Genomic DNA, 21,791 nt, shown 5'->3' on the forward strand with positions numbered 1-21,791 from the left:
GACAAAGCTATCCCATGGGCGCTTGAGCGCCCTTTTTTATTGTTGATATAAGGGGTTGCGCCGAGCTCCAGGCTCAGACGCGTTCGATGACCATGGCCACGCCCTGGCCCACCCCGACGCAGAGGCTGACGACGGCGTAGCGCAGGTTGTTGCGCTGCAAGGTGCGACAGGCACTCAGCACCAGCCGGGCTCCGGAGGCGCCCAGTGGATGGCCGATGGCGATGGCGCCGCCGTTGGGATTGACCCGCGGGTCGTCGAAACTCAGCTCCAGCGCCTTGAGGCAGGACAACACCTGTGGGGCGAACGCCTCGTTGATCTCGATCAGATCGACTTCGGCGAGGCTGATACCGGCCCGCTGCAAGGCCACTTCAATCGCCCGGTGCGGGCCAATGCCCATGATCCGGGGCTCCACCCCGACCACTGCCGAGGAGAGAATCCGTGCCATGGGTTGCACCCCATGCGCAATGCCGATCTCGCGGTTGCCCAGCAACACGGCGGCGGCACCATCGTTGATTCCCGAGGCGTTGCCCGCGGTGACGACGCCGTTCGGGAACAGCGGCTGCAACCGTGACAATGCTGCCAGGTCGGACTGTGGTCGCGGGTGCTCGTCGTGGCTGACGCGCTGGGTCTGTCCTTTGCGCCCGGTCGGCACGTCGATGGCCAGGATTTCGTCGTCCAGTACGCCAGCCTGCAAGGCGACCTGGTAACGCGCTTGAGACGCGGCGGCGAAACGATCAGCGTCCTCGCGACTGATGGAATACGCCAGGGCAACGTTGTCGCCGGTCTGCGGCATGCTGTCGTTGCCGTAACGCTGCACCAGCTTCGGGTTGGAAAAACGTGCGCCGATGGTACTGTCCGCCAGCTCTTGGGTCCGGCTGAAAGCGCTCTCGGCCTTGGCGATCACCAGGGGCGCCCGCGACATGCTCTCGACGCCGCCGGCCAGGTACAGCCGACCTTCACCGCAGGTGATTGCCCGCGCCGCATCGATCACTGCCGACAGGCCACTGGCGCACAAGCGGTTGACTGTCTGCCCAGGCACGCTGAACGGCAAACCGGCACTGAGCAAAGCATTGCGCGCCACATTGCGGCTGTCTTCACCGGCCTGATTGGTGCAGCCGAGAATCACATCTTCCAGCGCTTCGGCAGGGAAATTCGACGCTTCCATAATCCGGGCCAACAGGCCCCCGACCAGATCATCCGGGCGCACCCCGGACAGGCTGCCGGCATGGCGACCGAAAGGTGTACGCAAACCGCTGTAAACATAGGCATCAAGCATGGCAATGTTTCCGCTAAAAATGGGTTGAGACAAATCAGGCCGGCATCAGGTTTTCCGGCTGGCACAGGGACATGCCCAGGCGCGCCCGTCGGCGTAGCCAGCCGCTGGGGCGGTAACGCGGGTCACCGGTGAGGTCATGCATGCGTTGCAGGATCTGCAGCAGGCGCGCAGCGCCCAACTGATCGCCCCACGCCAGTGGCCCCTGCGGATAACCCAGGCCCAGGCGCACCGCCATATCGATGTCGGCGACCGAAGCGATGCCCTGCTGCGCGATATCGCAGGCCAGGTTGACGATCGAGGCCAGGGTGCGCTGGAGGATGAAACCGCAGCTGTCACGGATCATCGCCACCGTGCCGCCGTCGGCGCTGAACAGCGCATGGGCGGCGTTCTGCATGTCCAGCCGGGTCGCCGGGCTGACCATCAGGCAACGCAGGCTGTCGAGTTCCAGCAAGGTATCGATCGCCACGGTGCGCGCGGGGTCCGTGCCGTGACGCAGGGCGGATTCGGCGGTGTCGTCACCCAGCGAGGCCAGCACGCACAAGGCTTCGGCGGATGGCCGCGGGCCGCGCTCGATCTCGGCGCCCAGGTGTTCAAGCAAGGCCAACAGTCGGGTCCTGCCAACTTCATCATCGCCCGCCACCCACACCGGCGGCAGCTGTGGACACTGCGGCACGGGCTGGACCCGGCGCGGCGCGGCGCCCTGCCCTTCGTACCGATAAAACCCCTGGCCGCTCTTGCGCCCCAGGTGCCCGCCCGCTTGCATCAGGCTCAGCAGCGGATGGGGCCGGTAACGAGGCTCTTCATAGAACTGCCGATACACCGACTCCATCACCGGCAGGCTGACATCCAGGCCGATCAGGTCCAGCAATTCAAACGGCCCCATGCGAAAGCCGCACCGTCGCGCAGTACCGCGTCGAATCAGCGCCACCGGCGCGACGCCCTCACTGAGCATGCGCAACGCCTCGGTGCCGAAGGCTCGACCGGCGTGGTTGACGATGAACCCCGGGGAGTCTTTGGAAATGGCCGGGTAATGACCGATGCGCTTGACCAGCGCCTGCAGTTGCTCGATGACGTCCGGCCGGGTCGCAATACCGCCGATCACTTCGACCAGGCGCATCAGCGGTACCGGATTGAAAAAATGCAGCCCGGCCACACGCTCGGGGTGCTTGCAGACGGAGGCGATCGCGGTGATCGACAGTGACGAGGTATTGCTCGCCAGCACGGTCGTCGCGTCGAGCAACTCATCCAGTTGCCGGAACAGACCCTGCTTGACCGAAAGGTTCTCGACGATCGCCTCGACTACCAATTGGCAATCCACCAGGGCTTGCAGGCTATCGACCACCTGCAAATGCTCCAGCGCCTCGGCGGCCGCTTGCGGGGTGATCCGCGCCTTCTCCTGCAACTTGGCGAAGGTCGCCGCCAGTTGCTCTCGCGCCGCGCTCGCCGCACCTTCGCGAGCATCGAACAGCAAGACGTCCAACCCGGCCTGGGCCATGATCTGGGCGATGCCCTGCCCCATGGCGCCCGTCCCGACGACACCGATGCGCTGCAATGCGTGTGGGTTCATCGACCGATGTACTCCGGTTGGCGTTTTTGCAGAAAGGCCTGCATGCCCTCTTTTTGATCGCTGGAAGCAAACAGCAACTGGAAGGCCTTGCGCTCCAGCACCAGCGCCGACTCCAGCGGCAGATCCATGCCGGCGAGCACCACTTCCTTGATCTGCGCCACGGCGATCTGCGGCATGGCGGCGATGCTGACCGCGATCGCCAGGGCCGACGCCAGGGTCTCGGCGTCCGCCACCACCTCGCTGACCAGGCCGATGCGCAGCGCCTCTTCGGCCGTCACCTGGCAGCCGGTGAACAACATGCGCAGCGCCTGGAACTTGCCGACGGCACGCACCAGACGCTGAGTGCCACCGGCACCCGGCATGACCCCGACCTTGACTTCCGGTTGGGCGAAACGCGCCGACCTGCCGGCAATGATCAGGTCGCAATGCATCGCCAGTTCGCAGCCACCGCCCAGGGCGAAGCCGTTGACCGCGGCGATCACCGGTTTGCTGCACGCGGAAATGGCTTGCCAATGACGCTCGGCATGCCGGGCATACACGTCCATCACCGTGGCGTCGACCAGCTCGCCGAGGTCCGCGCCAGCGGCGAAGACCGTGTCGCTGCCGGTGAGAATGATGACGCGGGTAGCGTCACACTCATCGAGGCGCCGAAAGTGTCCGGCCAGTTCCTCACGCAACGCCATGTTCAGCGCATTGCGCGCCTTGGGCCGATTGATCCGCAGCAGCGCCACGCCCGGCGCGGGCTGCTCCAGCAGGACCAAGGGTTCAGGACTATCGGTCTGGTGGCTCATGATTTCTCCTGCCATAGGGTGTAAGGGTCAGGCTGGGTGCCAGTGCGCTGTGCAGCTGGCGTTATCCAGGCCCGGATCAACCGCGAACGATGCCCGCCGCGTACAGCTTTTCGATCACCTGCTCATCCAGCCCCAGGCCTTCGAGGACTTCACGGGTGTTTTGCCCCAACGTCGGGGGCGCACTGCGGTAGGTGGCCGGGGTGCGCGAAAGCTTCACCGGGGAACCGATGCCCCGATAGTCGTCACCGATATCCACCAACATGCCGCGGTGCGCGGTATGCGGGTGGGCAACCACGGTGTCGACCGTCGCGATGGCCCCGCAAGGCACCCCGGCCCGGATCAGCTGTTGCGCCAACGCCGCGCCGTCATGCCGGGCCAGGTGTGTTTCCAGCGCCTGCTTCAGCGCATCGCGGTTGCCCAGGCGCGTACCGTTGTTGACGAAGCGCGGATCCTCCAGCACGTCGTCGGCGCCCAGCTGCTTGCACAATTTGGCGAACTGGCCATCGTTGCCCACCGCCAGGAAAATCCGCTCGGTGCCCGTGCAATAACTGTCATAGGGGGCAATATTGGGATGGGCATTGCCGGTCAGCTGCGGGGTCTTGCCGGACGCCAGGTAGTTCGGCACATGCGGATGCAGCAACGACACGCCGCAGTCGTACAGGGTGATGTCCAGAGACTGCCCCAGGCCGCTGCGATGCCGCTCGTTGAGTGCCAGCAGAACCCCCGCCAGGGCATTCAGGCCAGTCACCATGTCGACGATCGGCAGGCCAATGCGCAGCGGACCGCTGTCGGCTTCGCCGTTGACGCTCATCAATCCGGCCATCGCCTGGATCGCCGCGTCGTAACCCGGCAGGCCACCCAAGGGGCCATCGCCACCGAAGCCGGAGATCGCACAGTGGATCAGCCCGGGAAAACGCTGGCTCAGGACTTCGCTGTAATCGATGCCCCAGCGCTTCAAGGTACCGGGCTTGAAGTTCTCGATCAGCACATCGGCGCCTTCCAGCAGGCACATCAGCAGCTCGATGCCTTCAGGCCGGGACAGGTCCACGGCGATCCCCTGTTTGTTACGGTTGACGCCGCGAAAATACGAAGCGTCCGCGCCCTCGAAGGGCGGGCCCCAACCGCGCGTCTCATCGCCGCTCAAGGGTTCGAGCTTGATCACTTCGGCGCCATGGTCCGCCAGTGCCTGGGAACAGTAAGGCCCGCCCAGCACCCGGCTGAGGTCGATCACTTTCAGGCCCTCGAGGGCCCCTTTGGAAGGATTCATAAGTACACTCTGCTCAATTGGGTGAGGGCCGTTCAGGCCGGCAACAACTGCATGGCTTCGGCTTGCAGAAGCGGGCTTTCGTTGGCCAGGCGCGACAGCAGTCCGGCGTCGATCGCAGGCTCTGGATTCAGCGGATCGCGGGGCAAGAGTTTGTGTTGCAGCAGCAGGTGGGCCAAGGCCAGGCGCCGGGCATCATCGGGCTGACGGCTGGCTTCCCAGGCCATGAAAATCGCGGTGGCGATGTGATAGAGCGAACTGCCGGCCTGGCGTATCTGCTCGTCGCGGCGCTCATGGGCGACCTCGGCCAGTCGCGCCACGGTCCGTTGCAGCACGGACTCGAACAAGCGATGGCTGGCAGCCGGCAAGGCGGCCTCGGCCAGCACGTTGGCCAGATGCTGATGCAAAGGTTCGAGAGCATTCTCCCGGGTCACGGCGCGGCGATATCCAGCGCCACGATATTGCTGGTGCCTTCCCAGATCGAACCCAGGTGGGCATCGCGCACCAGTCGCGCGTCGCTCCATTCTTCGATGTAGCCGATCCCGCCACGCACTTCCATGGCGTCGCCGGTGACCCGGCGCGCATCGCGGCAGGCGCGGAACTTGATCAGCGGGGTGAGGATGCGCACGCATTTGCGCGCGGCCTCATCGCCGGCATCGGCCTTGGGCAGCAGCGTAGCGATTTGCATGAACATCGAGCGTGCCTGCTCGGTGGGCAACATCATTTTCAGCAGTTGGCGCTGCATCAGCGGCATGTCGATCAAGTGCTTGCCGAAGGCCCGACGATGACGCGCGATGTACATCGCTTCGTTGACGCCCCGGCGCATCAAGCCGGCCGCACGCACGCCGTTGGACAAGCGCGACATATTGACCATGTCGGCCATTTGCTGGAAGCCGCGACCGACTTCGCCAATCAGGTAGGCGGTGGCGCCTTCCAGGGTGATCTAGCCGCTGGCCATCGAGCGCGTGCCGAGTTTGTCTTTCAAACGCTGAATCCGGTAGGCGTTGCGCGAACCGTCCGGGCGCAGCTTGGGCAACAGGAACAGGCTCACGCCCGACATACCCTCCGGCGCATCTTCCGGGCGCGCCAGGACCATGGCCAGGTCGGCATCGGGATTGGAGCAGAACCACTTTTCGCCAAACAGCTGCCACTCGCCGTCCGTCAGCCTGGCCCGGGTTTGAGTGCGCGAGACATCGGAGCCCGCCGCTTGCTCGGTCATGAACATGGCGCCCTGGAACAGAGTGTCGAAATCCTGCGAGACCAGCGACGGCAAGTACCGCGCCACCAACTCGGGGGAACCGAACTTGCGCAGGGTGCGGGTCAGGGAGTCGGTCATGCTCACCGGACAGCACAGGCCGAACTCGGCCTGTGCGAACAGATAGGTCAAGGCATACTTGGTCAGCGGCAACGTGCCGTCGTCGCGGTGGCTCATCGCAGCCAGGCCGAGCTCGGCATAAGCCACCCGCTCCAGTTCGACGAAATCCGGGTGCTTCTGAATGCTCTGGATGTCTTCACCCCGACGGGTGCGCGGCAACAGTTTCGGCGGGTTCTTGTCGGCCGACAGCGCCAGCACATCGAGCTCGCCACCGGCGCGGGCGCCGAGTTGCTGCCAGGTCGGCAGCCATTGGGCATAGCGTTCGGACGGCAGATAAACCTTGAGCAAGGCGGCCAGACCGGTATCGCATTCAAACAGGTTCAGCCCCCGGCTATCGGGGATATTCAGTGGGTCGTGGTCGCGTACTGACGGGGCATTCATAGTGGCTCTCCTGATTCTTGTGAGCCAAGAGTAGGGGCGCCGCCGATAACTATCTAATACAAAGTAAATCAACTACGATAATCAAAACTTATCGTAGAACGAGGCAGATCAGCATGGATCTCAAGCAACTTCGTTACTTTGTCGCCGTTGCCGAAGAGCTGCACTTTGGACGAGCGGCCGCGCGATTGTTCATCTCCCAACCGGCCTTGAGCTTCGACATCAAGAAGCTCGAAAGCCAACTGGACATCCAGTTGCTCAATCGCAACAACAAGTCGGTGAGCTTGACCAACGCCGGCCAGGTGCTGCTCGACGAGGCGCGTTACCTGCTGCTGCGCGCCGAGCAGGCCAAGCGCCTGACCTTGCGTTCAGCCCAGGGTTTCGCCGGGCGCCTGAGTGTCGGCTTCGTCAACTCGATCCTGTACCGCGGCCTGCCTCAGGCGGTCAAAGCGTTCGAGCGGGACCACCCGGATACCGAGATCGTCCTGACGGAGATGAACAGTGCCGAACAGGCGCAGGCGTTGCAGCGCGGCCAGATCGATATCGGTTTTGTGCACTGGAGCAAATTTCCCGAAAGCATTAGCTGCGAGCTGATTCTGCGCGAGCCATTTCTCTGCTGCCTGCCCTCCTCTCATCGGCTGGCGGATCAATCGCGAATCGACCTGGCGTCCCTCGCGGACGACGACTTCATCCTGTTTCCCCGCACGGTCTCCCCGCACTATCACGACCTGATCATCGCCCGCTGCGTGGCGGCCGGTTTCAGCCCGCGCATCCGCCATGAGACCCGCCTTTGGCAAACCGTGGTGACCATGGTCGCTTACGACATGGGCGTAGCCCTGGTGCCCCAGACATTAGCCACGACCTGGAAGGACGGAGTCCGTTACTGCGAAATCAACGGCACCGGCGCACTTTCCGAGATCCACGCCATTCGTCTGGCCGTGTTGCCGTCCGCCGCTGCGCAGAGCTTCCTGGAAGTATTCAAGGCCCTGCAACTGCCGGGTACGCCTGGCGTGCAAGTCGGCTCGACCATATGAAATCCCGTATCACACAATAAAATTTAATCATTATTTTTTATCGTTGCGTCTGTATAGGCTCCAACCTATCGGACCTTGCCAGCGCCGGGGGCGCCGATACATCAACAAACCTCTTAACCGTTTTCGAGGGGTCATATGAAAATAATAACAAGCAGGAACTTAATATGAATGCCGTCCAGGAAGTTGCCGCGCAGCATAAGAGAGCCCGCAAGGCGGGAGTGGCTTCGTTCATCGGAACAACCATCGAGTGGTATGACTTCTATGCCTATGGCATTGCCGCAGCCCTGGTCTTCGGCAAGGTGTTCTTTCCTGCCGACCTTGCGCCGGGCACCGCCACCTTGTTGTCCTTCCTCACACTGTGGGCCGGGTTTGTCGCGCGGCCGATAGGCGGGATCATCTTTGGGCACCTGGGCGATAAAATCGGCCGCAAGACTACCCTGGTGATCACGCTGGTCATGATGGGGGTGGCCACCACCTGCATCGGCCTGCTGCCCACTTATCTGCAGATAGGCATCTGGGCCCCGATTGCCCTGGTGGTCCTGCGCATCATCCAGGGTATCGCGGTGGGTGGTGAATGGGGTGGCGCCATTCTCATCGCCAGCGAAAACGCGCCCAAGGGCAAGGGCATCATGTATGCCGCCTTCGCCCAGCAAGGCTCCCCCGCGGGCAACCTGCTGGCGACCCTGGTGTTCTTCGGGCTCAGTGCCCTGCCGGTATCGGACTTCATGCTCTGGGGCTGGCGCATTCCGTTCCTGCTGTCCGCTGCCCTGGTGATCGTCGGCATGGTCATTCGCCTCAAGCTGGAAGAGTCGGATGACATGAAGCGTCTCATGAAGCAGAAGAAAACCGTCAAACTGCCGATCCTTGAAGTGCTGCGCAACCATTGGCAGATCGTGCTGCTGGGTGCCGGCGTATTGCCGATCATCCATGTCACTTACTTCAAGAGTACCTTCGCCCTGTCCTGGGCCACCAAGGAATTGGGGTACGCCCAAAGCACGTTCCTCAGCGTCATCATCATGTCCCTGGTCGTGCAGTTCATTGTCCAGCCGTTCGGTGCGCTGCTGGTGTCGAAGATCGACATGCGCAAGGCCGTCGCCCTGATGATCATTCCGGAACTGATCCTCATGCCGGCGATGTTCTTCGCCGTGGAAACCAAGATCTACTGGATCGCGGCGCTCGGCATGTGCCTGGCCACCATTCCACACTCAATGTTCTACGGTGCCGTGGGCGGCATCCTGGCGCGCGCTTTCCCGACCAAGGTGCGCTACAGCGGCCTGTCGATTTCCTACCAGCTCTGTTCGTTGCTGGTCGGCGGCGCGACACCGGTATTGGCCCAAGGCATTCTCAACTCCACCGGCAGCATCATCGGCGTGGCGATCGCTTCCGCGTCCTATGCCCTGGTTTCCCTGGTGTGCATGCTCCTGCTGCTCAAGCGTATCGGCCATACGGCCTCGGATCTCTCTACCGCGGAACAGGCGGACGCCGATGAGCGCGCGCTTGAAGACAGCGGCCCATCCCCCAAGAACGGGACCGACCGCAAGCAGGGTTCAGCCGCCTTCGTGACGCCCTGATCCGACGCTTCGCACTGCGCTTGACCATGGCCAACGTCCGGATTGACTGAGGCCGTGGTCGACAACGCCATCCTCTTTCCATGAGCTGAATGACTTTCCGTTCTGTTGCAGCCCCCCTGCAACAGATACCCAAGGAGATTTTCAATGCACCACACATTTGCCTTTGCGCTGCTTGCCACACTGACGGCCAACGCCTACGCCGCTCAAGACCCGTCCAAGCTGGAAGCCCAGGTGGTTTATACCAACGGCAACGTGCTGACGGTCGACAAGGACAACAGTGCCGCTGAAGCGGTGGCGGTCCGAGACGGCAAAATCCTCGCGGTGGGAGCATCCAAGGCCCTTGCCGGATACATCGGGGCGAACACCCGGGTGGTGGACCTGAAGGGGAAAACCATGATCCCCGGGATCTACGATGCCCACAGCCATTTCGCGATTTCCAGAATCACCGGGACCTTCGTCGCCGACCTGAACAGCCCCCCCATAGGTACCGTTCGCAACATCGACGACCTCGTCGGGTTACTCAAGGCGCAACAGGCCAAGGTCGGCCCGCAGGAGTGGATCAGCGGTTCGGGGTACGACGACACGCTGCTTGCCGAGAAGCGCCATCCCACCCGCGCCGACCTCGACAAGGTGTCCAGCACCCAGCCGATTTACATCACCCATGTATCCGGTCATCTCACGGTCGCCAACAGCGCGGCACTGAAACTGGCCGGCATCACGGCCGACACTCCCAACCCGCCTGGCGGGGTCATCCGCAGGGATGCCAACGGTGAACCCAATGGCGTGCTGGAGGAGACTGCATTGCCCCTGGTGGGCAAGCTCAGGCCTGCCCTGACCGAAGCGCAACAGCTGGAAGGCATCCGCCTGGCCGGGCAGTGGTATGCGGCGCACGGTGTCACCACGGCCAATCACGGGGCCGGGACCACGCCAGTGCTGTTGAAAATGCTCGACGACTCGGCGCAGGCTGGAAAACTGCCGATCCGTGTGGTGACCTGGAGCAGTTTCGACACCATGGACGCGGTCGACAAGGTGGCGCTATCCAGCGGCAAGATCAAGGTCGGCGGGGTCAAGGAATTCTCGGACGGGTCGATTCAAGGCTATACCGGATTTCTCGGCGAGCACTACCACACGCCGTTCCATGGCGACGAGGCTTACCGCGGATTCCCACGCTTCACCCGTGAGGATCTGGCCAGTCGGGTATTGCAGGTCCACAAGTCCGGCCGCCAGATCATGATTCACGCCAATGGCGATGCGGCGATCGACGATGTGCTGTATGCCTACCGCAAAGCGCAAGAAGTGTTCCCGCGCAAAGATGCCCGGCAAGTGGTGATCCACTCGCAGATGATGCGCGAGGACCAACTGGACGAGGTCAAGCGACTGAACGCCATCCCCTCTTTCTTTGTGCTGCACACCTATTACTGGGGTGACCGGCACCGCGACCTGTTCCTTGGCAAAAACCGCGCGGAACGTATCAGCCCGACCCGATCGGCCAAGGATCGGGGCCTGATCTATACCATCCACACCGATACCCCCATCGTTCCGATGGAACCGATGCGCCTGATCTGGGCCGCAGTGAACCGGGTGACCACCAGCGGCCAGGTCCTCGGCGCCGCCCAGCGTATTCCGGTGGCCGATGCCCTTCGCGCGACGACGATCAACGCGGCCTACCAGAACTTTGAAGAAAAGGACCGCGGGTCGATCGAGGTCGGCAAGTCTGCGGACCTGGTGGTGCTGTCGGACAACATCGCGACAGTCGATCCGATGGCCATCAAGTACATCAAGGTGCTCGAAACGATCGTAGAAGGGCAATCCGTCTACCAGGCGCCCAACTGACCCGGAATTGGCAGGCTGCGGCCTGCTATACCTGACTGACGATAACAAGGCGGCATCCGGTCGTCGCAACACCTTTGATTGAGGTGTTGCGGCGACCGGTTGAATCCGCCCAATCCTGGTGAATACAAAATGCGCGTACTTCCAGCTTCGTTACCTCTGAAAAAAATCGTACTGGCCTCTGCCATTGCCATGTCCACCTCCCTGGCTCTGGCCGGCAATGTGGTCAACCCGCATGCCGCCGAGACCATCGGCACGGTGCAGCAAGTCTATGACGGCGCCTTGATGCCCGACGTCCAGGCCAATACGTTCCGCAACATCGATCGCCTGTTCCCGACCCGGACCATCAAGCATGACGGCAAGGTCCTGGCGCTGCCGGCCGGAAAACCGCTGGCGAATTTCAAGTTCCAATCCAATGGCAAGGACTATGACCTGTACGACTACGTGTCGCTGAATCGGGTCAGTGGTTTGCTGGTGATCAAGGACGGCCGGATCGCTTATGAAACCTACCAGTTGGGCAACACCGAGAAGACACGATGGATGTCGATGTCGGTGGTCAAGTCCATCACGGCCACGCTGATCGGCGCCGCTATCCAGGACGGGCACATCAAGAGCATCGATGACCAGATCGTCAGCTACCTGCCTGAACTCAAGGGCAGTGCCTACGATGGCGTGACGGTACGCAACCTGGTGCAGATGACTTCCGGGGTGGGCTGGAACGAGGCTTACACCGATCCCAAGTCCGATCGTCGGCGCATGCTGGAGGTGCAGAATGCGCATACTCCCGGTGGCGTCCTGAAATTGATGGCCTCGCTGCCTCGGGTCGCCGAACCGGGCACCCTCTGGAACTACAGCACGGGTGAGACCCACGTCGCCGGTGCACTGGTGCCGCGCAGCGGTCGGCATGCCCGTCAGCGACTACCTGTCCCAGCGCATCTGGAGCAAGGTCGGCATGGAGTCTGACGCAACCTGGTGGCTGGAATCGCCCAATGGCCTGGAAGTCGGCGGCAGCGGCCTGTCCGCCCGGCTGCGCGACTACGGGCGTTTCGGCCTGTTCCTGATGAATGGCGGCGTCGCCGATGGCCAGCAGATTCTGCCCAAGGACTGGGTGAAAGAAGCCGGGTCGCCGAAGATCGTCGATGGCAAGAAGGTGAACTATGGCTACATGCTGTGGCCGATCCCCGATGCCGAAGGTACACCCAACGAAGGCGCGTTCGAAGCACGCGGTATCTTCGGCCAGCACATCTACGTGAACCCGAAGGAGAACGTGGTGATAGTGGTCTGGAGCGCCCTGCCCAAGCCGCAACGCATGGCCACCGTCCAGGACAACGACTTCTTTGCCGCAACGATCAAGGCGCTCAAGCAATGAGAGCGCTGGCCCTGCCCTTCTGACAGGCCCGGGCAATGCAATTGCCCGACCCGTAATCGCCTGACAATGCTTCAACGGCCGCAGTGTGTCACACCACTGCGGCCGGTCCCGGCGGGGTGGACTATGGAAAACACTGAGCCCTGTAGGAGCCGGCTTGCTGGCGAAGGCGTCTGCATGGGCGGTGCAAGGCTTGAGGTAGCCTTCGCTGGCAAGCCAGCTCCTACAAGGGATCACCGGCGTATATATGAATGGTGGTCAATGCCAAACCCTGTAGGAGCCGGCTTGCTGGCGAAGGCGTCTGCATGGTCACTGCAAGGCTTGAGGTAGCCTTCGCTGACAAACCAGGTCCATGATCGCGCCGGGCCAGTGCCGAAGTCGCCAAGTGATTCGCCGGGTGGTCACCACGCTCATTGCGTCCGGACCTCTAGCCGGACACTCTTGAACGCCATCAGGCGCAGGTCATTTTTTTCAACTTGCATTAATAAACGATCGGTCTATATTCATGCCATGACCGACTTGCCTAAACGCCGCGGGCGTCCGCCGAAAAGCCCCCGCACCAATCCCGACACCCGCAATGCGTTGATTCGCAGCGGTACCGCGCTGCTGACCGAACAGGGCTTCATGAGTACCGGCATCGATTTGCTGTTGACCCAGGTCGGGGTGCCCAAAGGCTCGTTCTACTATTATTTCGAAAGCAAGGAGGCCTTCGGGCATGCCGTGCTGGACAACTACGCCGACTATTTCGCACGGCGCCTCGATCGGCATTTCCTCAACGAAGACCTGCCGCCGCTGCAACGCATAACCGCCTTCGTCGAAGACGCCAAACGCGGCATGACCAAGTATGAATTCAAGCGTGGCTGCCTGGTGGGCAATCTGGGCCAGGAAGTGACCTTGCTGCCGGCCAGCTTCAAACAACGCCTGGACGCCGTGATCAATTCCTGGCAAGCGCGCTTGAGCAGTTGCCTGCAAACGGCCAAGGCCTGCGGTGAACTGAACCCGGCGGTGGATTGCGAGGACCAGGCGGCGTTTTTCTGGATCGGTTGGGAGGGTGCGGTACTGCGTGCGCGGCTGACTGGCAACACGCATCCGTTGGATATTTTCCTGCGCGGTTTCTTGTCAGGACTCAAAGCCTGACTTTTTTTGCACTGTTTATAGACGATCAGTCTAAAAGGAGAAGAGCGATGTTTGACGCAGTTCTGATTGAGAAAGACGACACGGGCTATCGCGCCACCCTGCAGAGCCTGCAAGAGACTCAGTTGCCCGAGGGTGATGTCACGGTGCGCGTGCACTACAGCACGCTGAACTACAAGGATGCCTTGGCCATCACCGGCAAAGGCCCGGTAGTGCGCAAGTTTCCGATGGTCCCGGGCATCGACCTGGCGGGCACCGTCGAGCACAGCGACAACCCGGCCTACAAAGCCGGCGACCAGGTCCTGCTCAATGGCTGGGGCGTGGGTGAAAACCATTGGGGTGGCCTGGCGCAAAAGGCACGACTCAACGGCGACTGGCTGATCCCTCTCCCCGCCGGATTCACTGCGGCACAGGCCATGGCCATCGGTACCGCCGGCTACACCGCCATGCTCTGCGTGATGGCCCTGGAACGCCACGGCGTCACGCCCGAAAGCGGCGAGATCCTGGTGACCGGCGCCAATGGCGGGGTCGGCAGTTTCGCCATCGCACTGTTGAGCGGCCTGGGTTATCAGGTCGTCGCGTCCACCGGCCGACCGGAGGAATCGGACTACCTCAAGGCGCTGGGCGCCAGCGACATCATCGGGCGCGCCAGCTTGAGCGAGCCGGGCAAGCCCATGGTCAAGGAACGTTGGGCGGGCGTGATCGACTCCGTGGGCAGCCACACCCTGGCCAATGCCTGTGCCGCGACCCGTTACGGTGGTGTGGTGGCCGCGTGCGGACTGGCCCAGGGGATGGACTTCCCTGCCAGCGTGGCACCGTTCATTCTGCGCGGGATCACCCTGGCCGGGATCGAGAGCGGTGATGCGCCCTCGACAGGACCGGATCGACGCCTGGAATCGGCTGGATCGCGATCTGGATCGCACTCTGCTCGAGCAGATCACCCAGACGGTCGCGCTCAAAGACATTATTCCGATGGCGCAGAAACTGTTGGCTGGCCAGGTACGAGGGCGCCTGGTGGTCGCACTGGATGTGTAGGAGCGAGCTTGCTCGCGATGGTCGCCAACGATAACGCGTGTTTGCTGGATAACCGCGGTGTTCCGGAGTCCATCGCGAGCAAGCTCGCTCCTACAGCTGAGGCGCTTTTGTGGTGAGGCTCAGCTGGGCTTGAACCCCATGAACTGCTGCACCAGCGTCGCCAGCACCGGCTTCAACCGGGCCACCAACGCCTCGTCCAGCGCATAGGGGGCGACTTCCTGCATGTAGCTGCGCTGTGCCAACTCGAGCTGGATCGCATGCACCCGTTGTGCAGGGTTGCCATAGGTGCGGGTGATGTGACCGCCCTTGAAGCGGCCGTTCAACACCGCCGGCAAGTCTGGCACTGCGTCTTTGGCCGAGGCCAGCAGGGTCTCGGCGATGCCGGCGGCGCAGGACGTTGCGTTGGCCGTCCCGAAGTTGAACACCGGCAGTTCGCCATCGAACAGATGGGGAATGACCGATCGAATCGAATGGGCATCCCAGAGCAAGGCATAGCCATGAACGGCTTTGATTCGCTCGAGTTCCGCCTGCAGGGCGCGGTGGTACGGCTGCCAATAAAGCTCGAGGCGCCGCGCCGTTTCCGCTTCGTCTGGCGCCCGCCCATCGAGGTACAGGGGCACGCCGTCGAAGGTGGTGAGCGGACACAGGCCGGTGGTGTTCTGGCCGGGGTACAGGTTTTCGCCGTCGGCCGGGCGATTCAGGTCGATCACATACCGCGAGCACAGCGGCCGCAGGACGGATGCGCCCAGAGCGCCGGCAAAGTCGTACAGCGATTCGATATGCCAGTCCGTGTCGTCCACGGCAAGCCCGGTCGGGCTGAACCGGGGACGAAGGTCGTCGGGCAGATGGGTCCCCACATGCGGCATGGAGATCAGCAGCGGCCCCTGGCCCTGCTGCAGGGTAAATACGGCGTCGTGATTCATACGGCTTCCTTCAACAATTGGGCAAGGGTGGCGCGGTAGTCGCGCAGAGCGTTGACCTGCAGCGCATGTTCGCCGTTATCGATGACTTTGTTCCCGCCGACGAACACGTCGCGCACCGGATTACCGCCGTGCTCGCAGAACACCAGCGCAGAGAGCAGTTGGCGCGGATTGTCGGGATCGACATTGGGCGCATCCCGGTCGATCACGACGAAGTCGGCGCGCTGCCCCACGGACAACCCCGCGACTCGCCGACCGGTTGCGGCGGCGCCGCCGATCACCGCCTGGCCGAACAACCGGTCGGCGATCACCGGCGCGTTGACGTCGGCCAGTACGTTGTGGCGGCGGTGCAGCAGGCGCTGGCCGTACTCGAGCAAGCGCAGTTCGGACCAGGGGTTGACGGTGATATTGCTGTCGGAGCCAATCCCCCAGCGACCGTTGGCCGCCAGGTACCGCTGCGCATCGAACACACCGTCGCCCAGGTTGGCCTCGGTCGTCAGGCACAGGCCCGCCGTGGCGCCACTGCGCGCGAGGTCGGCGTATTCGCTGTCGTTCATGTGCGTGGCATGCACCAGGCACCAGCGGCTGTCCACGGGCTGGCGCGCCAGCAGCCATGCCACTGGACGCTGGCCGAGGGCGCGATGCAGTTCGTCGACTTCCTTGGTCTGCTCGGCGATATGAACGTGGATCGGCGCCTGGTCGTCATCGGCATCCAGGCCCTCGAGCAGCGTCGACAGCGACAGCCTCGGACACCGCGCGCAACGAATGCGGGGCCACGCCATAACGCAGATTGGCGTTCTCGGGCATGGAGGCCTTCAACCGCTGGCGCAGCTGCAGAATCCACTCCGGCGAGGAGATGAAGCGTCGTTGGTGCGCCAGGGGCTCGGTCTGCCCGAAGCCGCTGTACTGATAGAGAACCGGCAACAACGTCATGCCGATCCCGACCTCCTGCGCCGCGCTGACGATGCGCTGCGCAAGCTCTGCCGGATTGGCATAAGGCTGCCCGTCGGCGCCGTGGTGCACATAGTGAAACTCGCACACCGACGTGTAACCGGCCTTGAGCATCTCGATGTAGAGCTGGCGCCCGATGGCGTGCAAATGTTCTGGCTGCAGACGCTGGGCGAACCGGTACATCAAGGTGCGCCAGCTCCAGAACGAATCGGCCGGGTCGCCCATGGTTTCGGTCAGGCCGGCCATGGCGCGCTGGAACGTATGGGAATGCACATTCGGCATGCCGCTGACCACTGGCCCGGACGCCAGTGGCATGTCCGGGCTGCGGGTGGCATCGACACGGATTTCGCTCAGGTCGCCGGCCTCGTCCCAGCGCAACAGCACATTGTCGTGCCATCCACCAGGCAGCAGTGCACGTTCGGCAAACAGGCTGCGATGGGTCAAATCAGGATTTGAATCGCGATCCATGGGAGCATTTACATCGACATCGGGCTTCACGGTAACCTCGCAAAAAACAGACAGGAACGGGCCGATCAGCCGGCGTGCGAAGCGTCGCGGGCCAGGACACTTTGCAGGAAGCTGCGGGTGCGCGCTTCCTTGGGTGCGGTGAACAACTCGGCTGGCGGCGCTGCCTCGACGATCGCGCCCTGGTCCATGACCACCACCACGTCGGCCACTTCACGGGCAAATCCCATCTCGTGGGTGACGATGATCATGGTCATGCCTTCGGCGGCCAAGGTCTGCATCACCTGCAACACTTCACCCACCAGTTCCGGGTCGAGCGCCGAGGTCGGCTCATCGAACAACATCACTTTAGGGTCCATGGCCAAGGCGCGGGCAATGGCCACTCGCTGCTTCTGGCCCCCGGACAGGGTGCCGGGATACACATCGGCCTTGTGTTTCAGGCCAACCTTGTCGAGCAGCTGCAAGCCCTGCTCATGGGCTTCCTTGCGCGACTTCCGGTGCAGGGACAGGGGCGCCAGCGTGACGTTTTCCAGCACCGTCAGATGCGGGAACAGATTGAACGACTGAAAGACCATGCCCACTTCGCTGCGCATTTCATCCAGCTTCGCTTCGGACATCATCTGGCCCTGCTCGACCACGGTGTGGCCGCAGACGTGCAGCGTGCCGCCTTCCGCGGTTTCCAGGCCGTTCATGCAGCGCAGGAAGGTGCTCTTGCCCGAGCCGCTGGGCCCGATCACCACGACCACCTGGCTGGTCTGCACGGAAAAATCGATGTTATGCAGCACCTGGTGCGTCCCGAAGGATTTGCTCAGGTTCTTGATGTCGATAATGGTTGCACTCATCACACTCTCCCGTCCGCACGCAGCATTTGTTCGGTTCTACGCAGAATCAATGTCGTGGTACCGGTGAGTATCAAGTAGATGACTGCAATGGCCAGGTACACTTCCAGCGAGCGGTAGGACACGCTGATGATTTTCTCGCCTTCGTGCATCACGTCGGCAATGGTCAACAACGACACCAGTGCAGAGTTCTTGATCAAGGCGATGAACTCGTTGCCCAGTGCCGGGATCATGCGGACGAATGCCTGGGGCAGGATGACCTTGCGCATCGCCATTCGGTACGGCAAGCCCAGCGAGCGCGCGGCTTCCATCTGGCCTTTTTCGACCGACTGAATCGAACCGCGGACGATTTCCGACACGTAGGCCGCGCTGTAGATACCCAGGCCGAAAAATGCCGCACACGTAGGCAGGCAACTGAATGCCAAAATGCGGCAAGCCGAAAAACAGGATGAACAGTTGCACCAGCAGCGGCGTGCCGCGTACCAGTGTCAGGTAGGTGGTGCAGAAACCGTAGATGATCGCGCGGTCTTTGTTCAGCCGACCAAGTCCGATCAACAAACCCAGAATACAACTGAGCACCAGCGCTGCAGCCGTGATTTCGAGGGTGACGCCGGTGCCCGCCAAAAGCGCGCGCCAGCCCGCCCAGACCGGGGAAAAATCGAGGTCCATATATGTACTCCGCAAGTTAAGCCACTGGAAGACATCCGGCGCGAATACGCAGGACGGCGATCAGGTCATTATTCTTTTGTTGTGCCAAACCACTTGAGTGTCAGTGCTGCGTATTCACCGTTGTTGCGCAGGGTTTGCAACGCCTGGTTCATTTGCTGAGCCAGTTCGGTGTCTTTCTTGCGGATGGCAAAACCATACAACTCGGTGGTCAGGCCTTCATCCAGTACCCGAACCCGCGGCTCGGACTTGGCATATTCCACCGCGGCTGGCCGCCCGGTGACGGCGGCGTTGACCCGGCCGATGGTCAGCAGGTCGAACATGGCCTGGTTCTTCTCGACTTCGACAACCTGGACCGCCGGGTAATGGTTTTTCAGGAACTCGATCGATTTGGTGCCTACCTGCGCGGTGACTTTCTTGCCGGCCACCAGGTCGGCGGGTTTATTGATCGTGGTGTCGTCCTTGAGGACCAGCACCGCCAGACCGCCACGGTAGTAGGAGTCGGTGAAGTTGACGACCTGGCGGCGTTCGTCGGTCATGTAGATGGCCGAGGCCGCCACATCGAACCGGTTGGAGATCAGGCCGGGAATCAGCCCTTTGAAACCGATGTCGACCCATTCAACTTTCTTGCCCATCTGTTTGCCCAAGGCTTCGATCAATTCGACGTCGAAGCCTGTGCGCTGACCGTCCTTGATAAATTCCATTGGCGGGAATGTGGCATCGGTGCCGACTCGCATCACCTCATCCGCCGCCTGGACAGGCATGCAGATCATGGTGAGCAGGGCAAATACCGCAGCGATCGGGCTTAGCAACTTGGAAGCATTCATCAAGGGGTCCTCGGCGAGGGTGAGTTCTGAAAAGGGTCAGAACAGTGGGCAAGCGACAGGCTAGAACCGATTGCTGATACGGCTGCCTGCTTTTCTTGTGAGGCTGATCAGCTCAGCTTCGCGTGATCCAACTCGTAGCGACGGCGCCATCAACGTGATGGTGCCCTGGAGACTTTCATCATGGGAAATCAGTGGCACACTGACCCCCCAGACGCCCAGGTCGACTTCACTGTCGCTGGTGGCGAAACGGTTCCTGCGGATTTCAATGATTTCCTTTTCCAATGCCTGCAGGCATTGCGGCGAGTCGCCCAACTGCTCCTGCATCAGGCGCTGGCGAAGCTCTTCGGGCAGAAATGCCAGCAGGCTCTTTGCCGATGCGCCATGCATCAACGAATGCGCGCGGCCCTTGGTAAAGGAGCAGCGCAGCGACCGGTTGCACTCTTCCATCGCAATGCAGACCATCTGTTCGTTGCTGTACACCAGCAGGCCGACACTTTCGCCGGTCCGTTCCACCAGTGCGCTGATTTCGTCGCGGCTCTGGTTGATCAGGTTCGAGTTCTGATCAAAACCCCAGGCCAGTTGCACACCCGTGGCCCCCGGTGCAAAGAGGCCCGATGTCATGTGCTCCTGCAACAGCCCCCACTTCTTCAGGACCGCAAGGTGACGGTAAACCGTACTTAACGGCATCCCCACTTGCGAGGCTATGCGCTTGGCACCCATCGGCCGTCCGGCCTTGGCCACGCAGGCCAATACCTGCAGGACACGATCGACGATGCTTTTGGTTCCAGAATCGTTCATGGCTTCAGTATAGGTAGCTATTATCAGTTTTGGAGTCGTGTTCTCATCCTGCGGGAAATACGGCCACACTAATTTCGTTGCCCGCGAATGGCGCTCATCAGAGGGCGAAAAACATGGCAATCACGCCAGTACCCGTCGAACCCCCTTACGCGCCGGCCGTGGATATCCCGAGCACGCTCACCCAGCTCTACAACCTGGACCTCGCCCCCACTCAGCCGGAGGGGCGAACCTGGGGCACGTTCAGCCTGTTCGCGATGTGGATGTCCGACGTGCACTCGGTCGGGGGTTATACCTTTGCCGCCAGTCTGTTCTTTCTGGGGCTGGCGGGCTGGCAGGTGTTGCTGTCAATGACTGCCGGGATCACGCTGGTCTACTTTCTGATGAACCTGATCGGCAGGCCGTCGCAAAAGTACGGCATTCCGTTTCCAGTGGTCGCGCGCCTGTCCTTCGGCGTGATGGGCGCCAATCTGGCGGCGACCGTGCGCGGGATCGTCGGCATCGTCTGGTACGGGGTGCAGACGTATTTCGCTTCCAAGGCGGTGCAGGTGCTGGTCATCACCTTGATGCCCTCGGCTGCGGAGTTGACCCACACCAGTCTGCTGGGCCTGTCCACGCTGGGCTGGATGAGCTTTGCGTTCATGTGGTTCTTTCAGCTGGTGATCTTCCTGGCGGGTATGGAGACGATTCGCAAATTCATCGATTTTTGCGGTCCGGTCATTTATCTGGTGATGTTCGTGCTGGCCGGCTGGATTATCTCGAAGACCGGCCTGGACAGTTTCTCGATGCAGCTGGCCCACCGACAGTTCACCGGATGGGAGTCCATTGGCCTGATGGCTAACGCGGCGATGCTGATCGTGGCCTACTTTGCGGCCCTGCTCCTCAATTTTGGTGACTTTGCACGCTTTGCCAAGAGCGAGTCCGTGATGAAGAAGGGCAACTTCTGGGGCCTTCCGGTCAACTTCATCCTGTTTGCGTTAATCACGGTCATTGTCACTGGCGGTTCGATACAAGTGTTCGGCGAGGCCATCATGGACCCCGTGTTGATCGTTGAAAGAATCAATAACCCGATCGTCTCGATCATCGGCGCCATTACGTTCATCGTCGCGACGATGGGCATCAACATCGTGGCCAACTTCGTCTCCCCCGCCTATGACATCGCCAACCTGGCGCCGCAGAAAATCAACTTCAGGCTGGGGGGCTTGATCGCCTCGATCCTGTCGGTGCTGGTCTGCCCGTGGCTGTTCGTGTCGAGTCCGCAGGCGATCACGATTTTCGTCAGCGTCTTCGGCGCAGTGTTGGGGCCGATGTTCGGCATCATGGTCTCGGACTACTACCTGGTGAAGCGGCAGATCATCAAGCTGGAGGATCTGTACACCCTGTCTCCCGAAGGCTCGCTGTACTTCAAGGGCGGCTGGAACACCAAGGCCTTGTTCGCGCTGATCGTTTCGGGAAGCCTGTCGATCAGCCTGGCTTTGATGGGCGCATTCGGGCTGATGTTCAACATCGGCGACTGGGGCTGGCTGATAGGGGCGGTCAGCGGTGCGTTGATCCATGTGGTGGCCAGTCGCATGGGGGCGGCTGGGTCGCCGCGCGCCTGAACGCTGTTTTCGTTTCTGTCCTGGGCTGTTTGGACGATGCCATCGTTGTGCCATTGAATATGCTGATGCAGGAGCTGGCTTGCCAGCGAAAGCGGCGTGTCAGTCA

14 protein-coding genes and 5 pseudogenes are annotated in these 21,791 nt (G+C 61.9%); 7 read left to right on the forward strand and 12 right to left on the reverse strand.

Annotation, left to right across the window (positions count from 1 at the left end):
* Positions 1-73: 73 nt before the first annotated feature.
* From BZ163_RS13985 to BZ163_RS14005, 5 genes and pseudogenes are all read right to left on the reverse strand, one after another.
* Positions 74-1,276: a 3-oxoadipyl-CoA thiolase gene (locus BZ163_RS13985; protein ID WP_128871402.1), complete on the reverse strand. Its 1,203-nt coding sequence runs from the start codon at positions 1,274-1,276 to the stop codon at positions 74-76.
* A 34-nt stretch (positions 1,277-1,310) separates the two neighbouring features.
* Positions 1,311-2,843 carry a 3-hydroxyacyl-CoA dehydrogenase gene (locus BZ163_RS13990; protein WP_128871403.1) on the reverse strand — a complete coding sequence of 511 codons (1,533 nt, stop codon included), beginning with the start codon at positions 2,841-2,843 and terminating at the stop codon, positions 1,311-1,313.
* Positions 2,840-3,634: an enoyl-CoA hydratase gene (locus tag BZ163_RS13995; RefSeq protein WP_128871404.1), complete on the reverse strand. Its 795-nt coding sequence runs from the start codon at positions 3,632-3,634 to the stop codon at positions 2,840-2,842. The genes BZ163_RS13990 and BZ163_RS13995 overlap by 4 nt, the downstream gene beginning before the upstream one ends.
* A 76-nt stretch (positions 3,635-3,710) precedes the next feature.
* On the reverse strand, positions 3,711-4,901 hold the full coding sequence (locus BZ163_RS14000; protein WP_128871405.1) for a CaiB/BaiF CoA-transferase family protein: 1,191 nt from the start codon (positions 4,899-4,901) through the stop codon (positions 3,711-3,713).
* A 32-nt stretch (positions 4,902-4,933) separates the two neighbouring features.
* A pseudogene (locus BZ163_RS14005) lies at positions 4,934-6,654 on the reverse strand (acyl-CoA dehydrogenase family protein).
* A gap of 113 nt (positions 6,655-6,767) precedes the next feature.
* Between BZ163_RS14005 and BZ163_RS14010 the strand changes: the two are divergent.
* The 6 genes and pseudogenes from BZ163_RS14010 (at position 6,768) to BZ163_RS14035 (ending at position 14,621) form a co-directional block, all read left to right on the forward strand.
* Complete coding sequence (locus BZ163_RS14010) at positions 6,768-7,685, forward strand: LysR substrate-binding domain-containing protein (protein ID WP_128871406.1); 918 nt, start codon at positions 6,768-6,770, stop codon at positions 7,683-7,685.
* Between the two features lie 164 nt (positions 7,686-7,849).
* Entirely contained in the window at positions 7,850-9,256 is a 1,407-nt protein-coding gene (locus BZ163_RS14015) for an MFS transporter (RefSeq protein ID WP_128871407.1), read from the forward strand.
* A 144-nt stretch (positions 9,257-9,400) separates the two neighbouring features.
* Positions 9,401-11,089 (forward strand): amidohydrolase, encoded by a 1,689-nt coding sequence (locus BZ163_RS14020; protein WP_128871408.1) that lies wholly within the window; start codon positions 9,401-9,403, stop codon positions 11,087-11,089.
* Between the two features lie 129 nt (positions 11,090-11,218).
* Positions 11,219-12,455: pseudogene (locus BZ163_RS35635) on the forward strand (serine hydrolase domain-containing protein).
* A gap of 507 nt (positions 12,456-12,962) precedes the next feature.
* Complete coding sequence (locus BZ163_RS14030; RefSeq protein ID WP_128871409.1) at positions 12,963-13,589, forward strand: TetR/AcrR family transcriptional regulator; 627 nt, start codon at positions 12,963-12,965, stop codon at positions 13,587-13,589.
* A 47-nt stretch (positions 13,590-13,636) separates the two neighbouring features.
* Positions 13,637-14,621: pseudogene (locus tag BZ163_RS14035) on the forward strand (MDR family oxidoreductase).
* A gap of 119 nt (positions 14,622-14,740) precedes the next feature.
* On the opposite strand, the gene hutG reads toward BZ163_RS14035, so the two are convergent.
* The 7 genes and pseudogenes from hutG to BZ163_RS14065 form a co-directional block, all read right to left on the reverse strand.
* Positions 14,741-15,544 (reverse strand): N-formylglutamate deformylase, encoded by an 804-nt coding sequence (hutG, locus tag BZ163_RS14040; protein ID WP_128871410.1) that lies wholly within the window; start codon positions 15,542-15,544, stop codon positions 14,741-14,743.
* A pseudogene (locus tag BZ163_RS14045) lies at positions 15,541-16,960 on the reverse strand (formimidoylglutamate deiminase). The gene hutG and the pseudogene BZ163_RS14045 overlap by 4 nt, the downstream one beginning before the upstream one ends.
* A 65-nt stretch (positions 16,961-17,025) precedes the next feature.
* Positions 17,026-17,799 carry an amino acid ABC transporter ATP-binding protein gene (locus tag BZ163_RS14050; RefSeq protein WP_128871411.1) on the reverse strand — a complete coding sequence of 258 codons (774 nt, stop codon included), beginning with the start codon at positions 17,797-17,799 and terminating at the stop codon, positions 17,026-17,028.
* Positions 17,799-18,221 (reverse strand): amino acid ABC transporter permease, encoded by a 423-nt coding sequence (locus BZ163_RS35150; RefSeq protein WP_218190516.1) that lies wholly within the window; start codon positions 18,219-18,221, stop codon positions 17,799-17,801. The genes BZ163_RS14050 and BZ163_RS35150 overlap by 1 nt, the downstream gene beginning before the upstream one ends.
* Before the next feature lie 25 nt (positions 18,222-18,246).
* A pseudogene (locus BZ163_RS36405) lies at positions 18,247-18,465 on the reverse strand (ABC transporter permease subunit); the annotation flags it as partial.
* A 68-nt stretch (positions 18,466-18,533) separates the two neighbouring features.
* The gene (locus BZ163_RS14060) at positions 18,534-19,289 is read right to left on the reverse strand and encodes a transporter substrate-binding domain-containing protein (RefSeq protein WP_128871412.1); all 756 of its coding nucleotides are present in this window, start codon (positions 19,287-19,289) and stop codon (positions 18,534-18,536) included.
* Positions 19,290-19,349: 60 nt separating this feature from the next.
* On the reverse strand, positions 19,350-20,156 hold the full coding sequence (locus BZ163_RS14065) for an IclR family transcriptional regulator (protein WP_218190517.1): 807 nt from the start codon (positions 20,154-20,156) through the stop codon (positions 19,350-19,352).
* 44 nt (positions 20,157-20,200) lie between these two features.
* On the opposite strand from BZ163_RS14065, the gene BZ163_RS14070 reads away from it, so the two are divergent.
* Entirely contained in the window at positions 20,201-21,685 is a 1,485-nt protein-coding gene (locus BZ163_RS14070; protein WP_128871413.1) for an NCS1 family nucleobase:cation symporter-1, read from the forward strand.
* Positions 21,686-21,791 lie beyond the last annotated feature (106 nt).

This window comes from Pseudomonas sp. VI4.1 (assembly GCF_002029345.1).
Classification (GTDB): Bacteria; Pseudomonadota; Gammaproteobacteria; order Pseudomonadales; family Pseudomonadaceae; genus Aquipseudomonas.

Coding starts and splice junctions, on each gene's coding strand:
- BZ163_RS13985 (WP_128871402.1), bottom strand. CDS start 1,276: ATGCTTGATGCCTATGTTTACAGCGGTTTGCGTACACCTTTCGGTCGC.
- BZ163_RS13990 (WP_128871403.1), bottom strand. CDS start 2,843: ATGAACCCACACGCATTGCAGCGCATCGGTGTCGTCGGGACGGGCGCC.
- BZ163_RS13995 (WP_128871404.1), bottom strand. CDS start 3,634: ATGAGCCACCAGACCGATAGTCCTGAACCCTTGGTCCTGCTGGAGCAG.
- BZ163_RS14000 (WP_128871405.1), bottom strand. CDS start 4,901: ATGAATCCTTCCAAAGGGGCCCTCGAGGGCCTGAAAGTGATCGACCTC.
- BZ163_RS14010 (WP_128871406.1), top strand. CDS start 6,768: ATGGATCTCAAGCAACTTCGTTACTTTGTCGCCGTTGCCGAAGAGCTG.
- BZ163_RS14015 (WP_128871407.1), top strand. CDS start 7,850: ATGAATGCCGTCCAGGAAGTTGCCGCGCAGCATAAGAGAGCCCGCAAG.
- BZ163_RS14020 (WP_128871408.1), top strand. CDS start 9,401: ATGCACCACACATTTGCCTTTGCGCTGCTTGCCACACTGACGGCCAAC.
- BZ163_RS14030 (WP_128871409.1), top strand. CDS start 12,963: ATGACCGACTTGCCTAAACGCCGCGGGCGTCCGCCGAAAAGCCCCCGC.
- hutG (WP_128871410.1), bottom strand. CDS start 15,544: ATGAATCACGACGCCGTATTTACCCTGCAGCAGGGCCAGGGGCCGCTG.
- BZ163_RS14050 (WP_128871411.1), bottom strand. CDS start 17,799: ATGAGTGCAACCATTATCGACATCAAGAACCTGAGCAAATCCTTCGGG.
- BZ163_RS14060 (WP_128871412.1), bottom strand. CDS start 19,289: ATGAATGCTTCCAAGTTGCTAAGCCCGATCGCTGCGGTATTTGCCCTG.
- BZ163_RS14070 (WP_128871413.1), top strand. CDS start 20,201: ATGGCAATCACGCCAGTACCCGTCGAACCCCCTTACGCGCCGGCCGTG.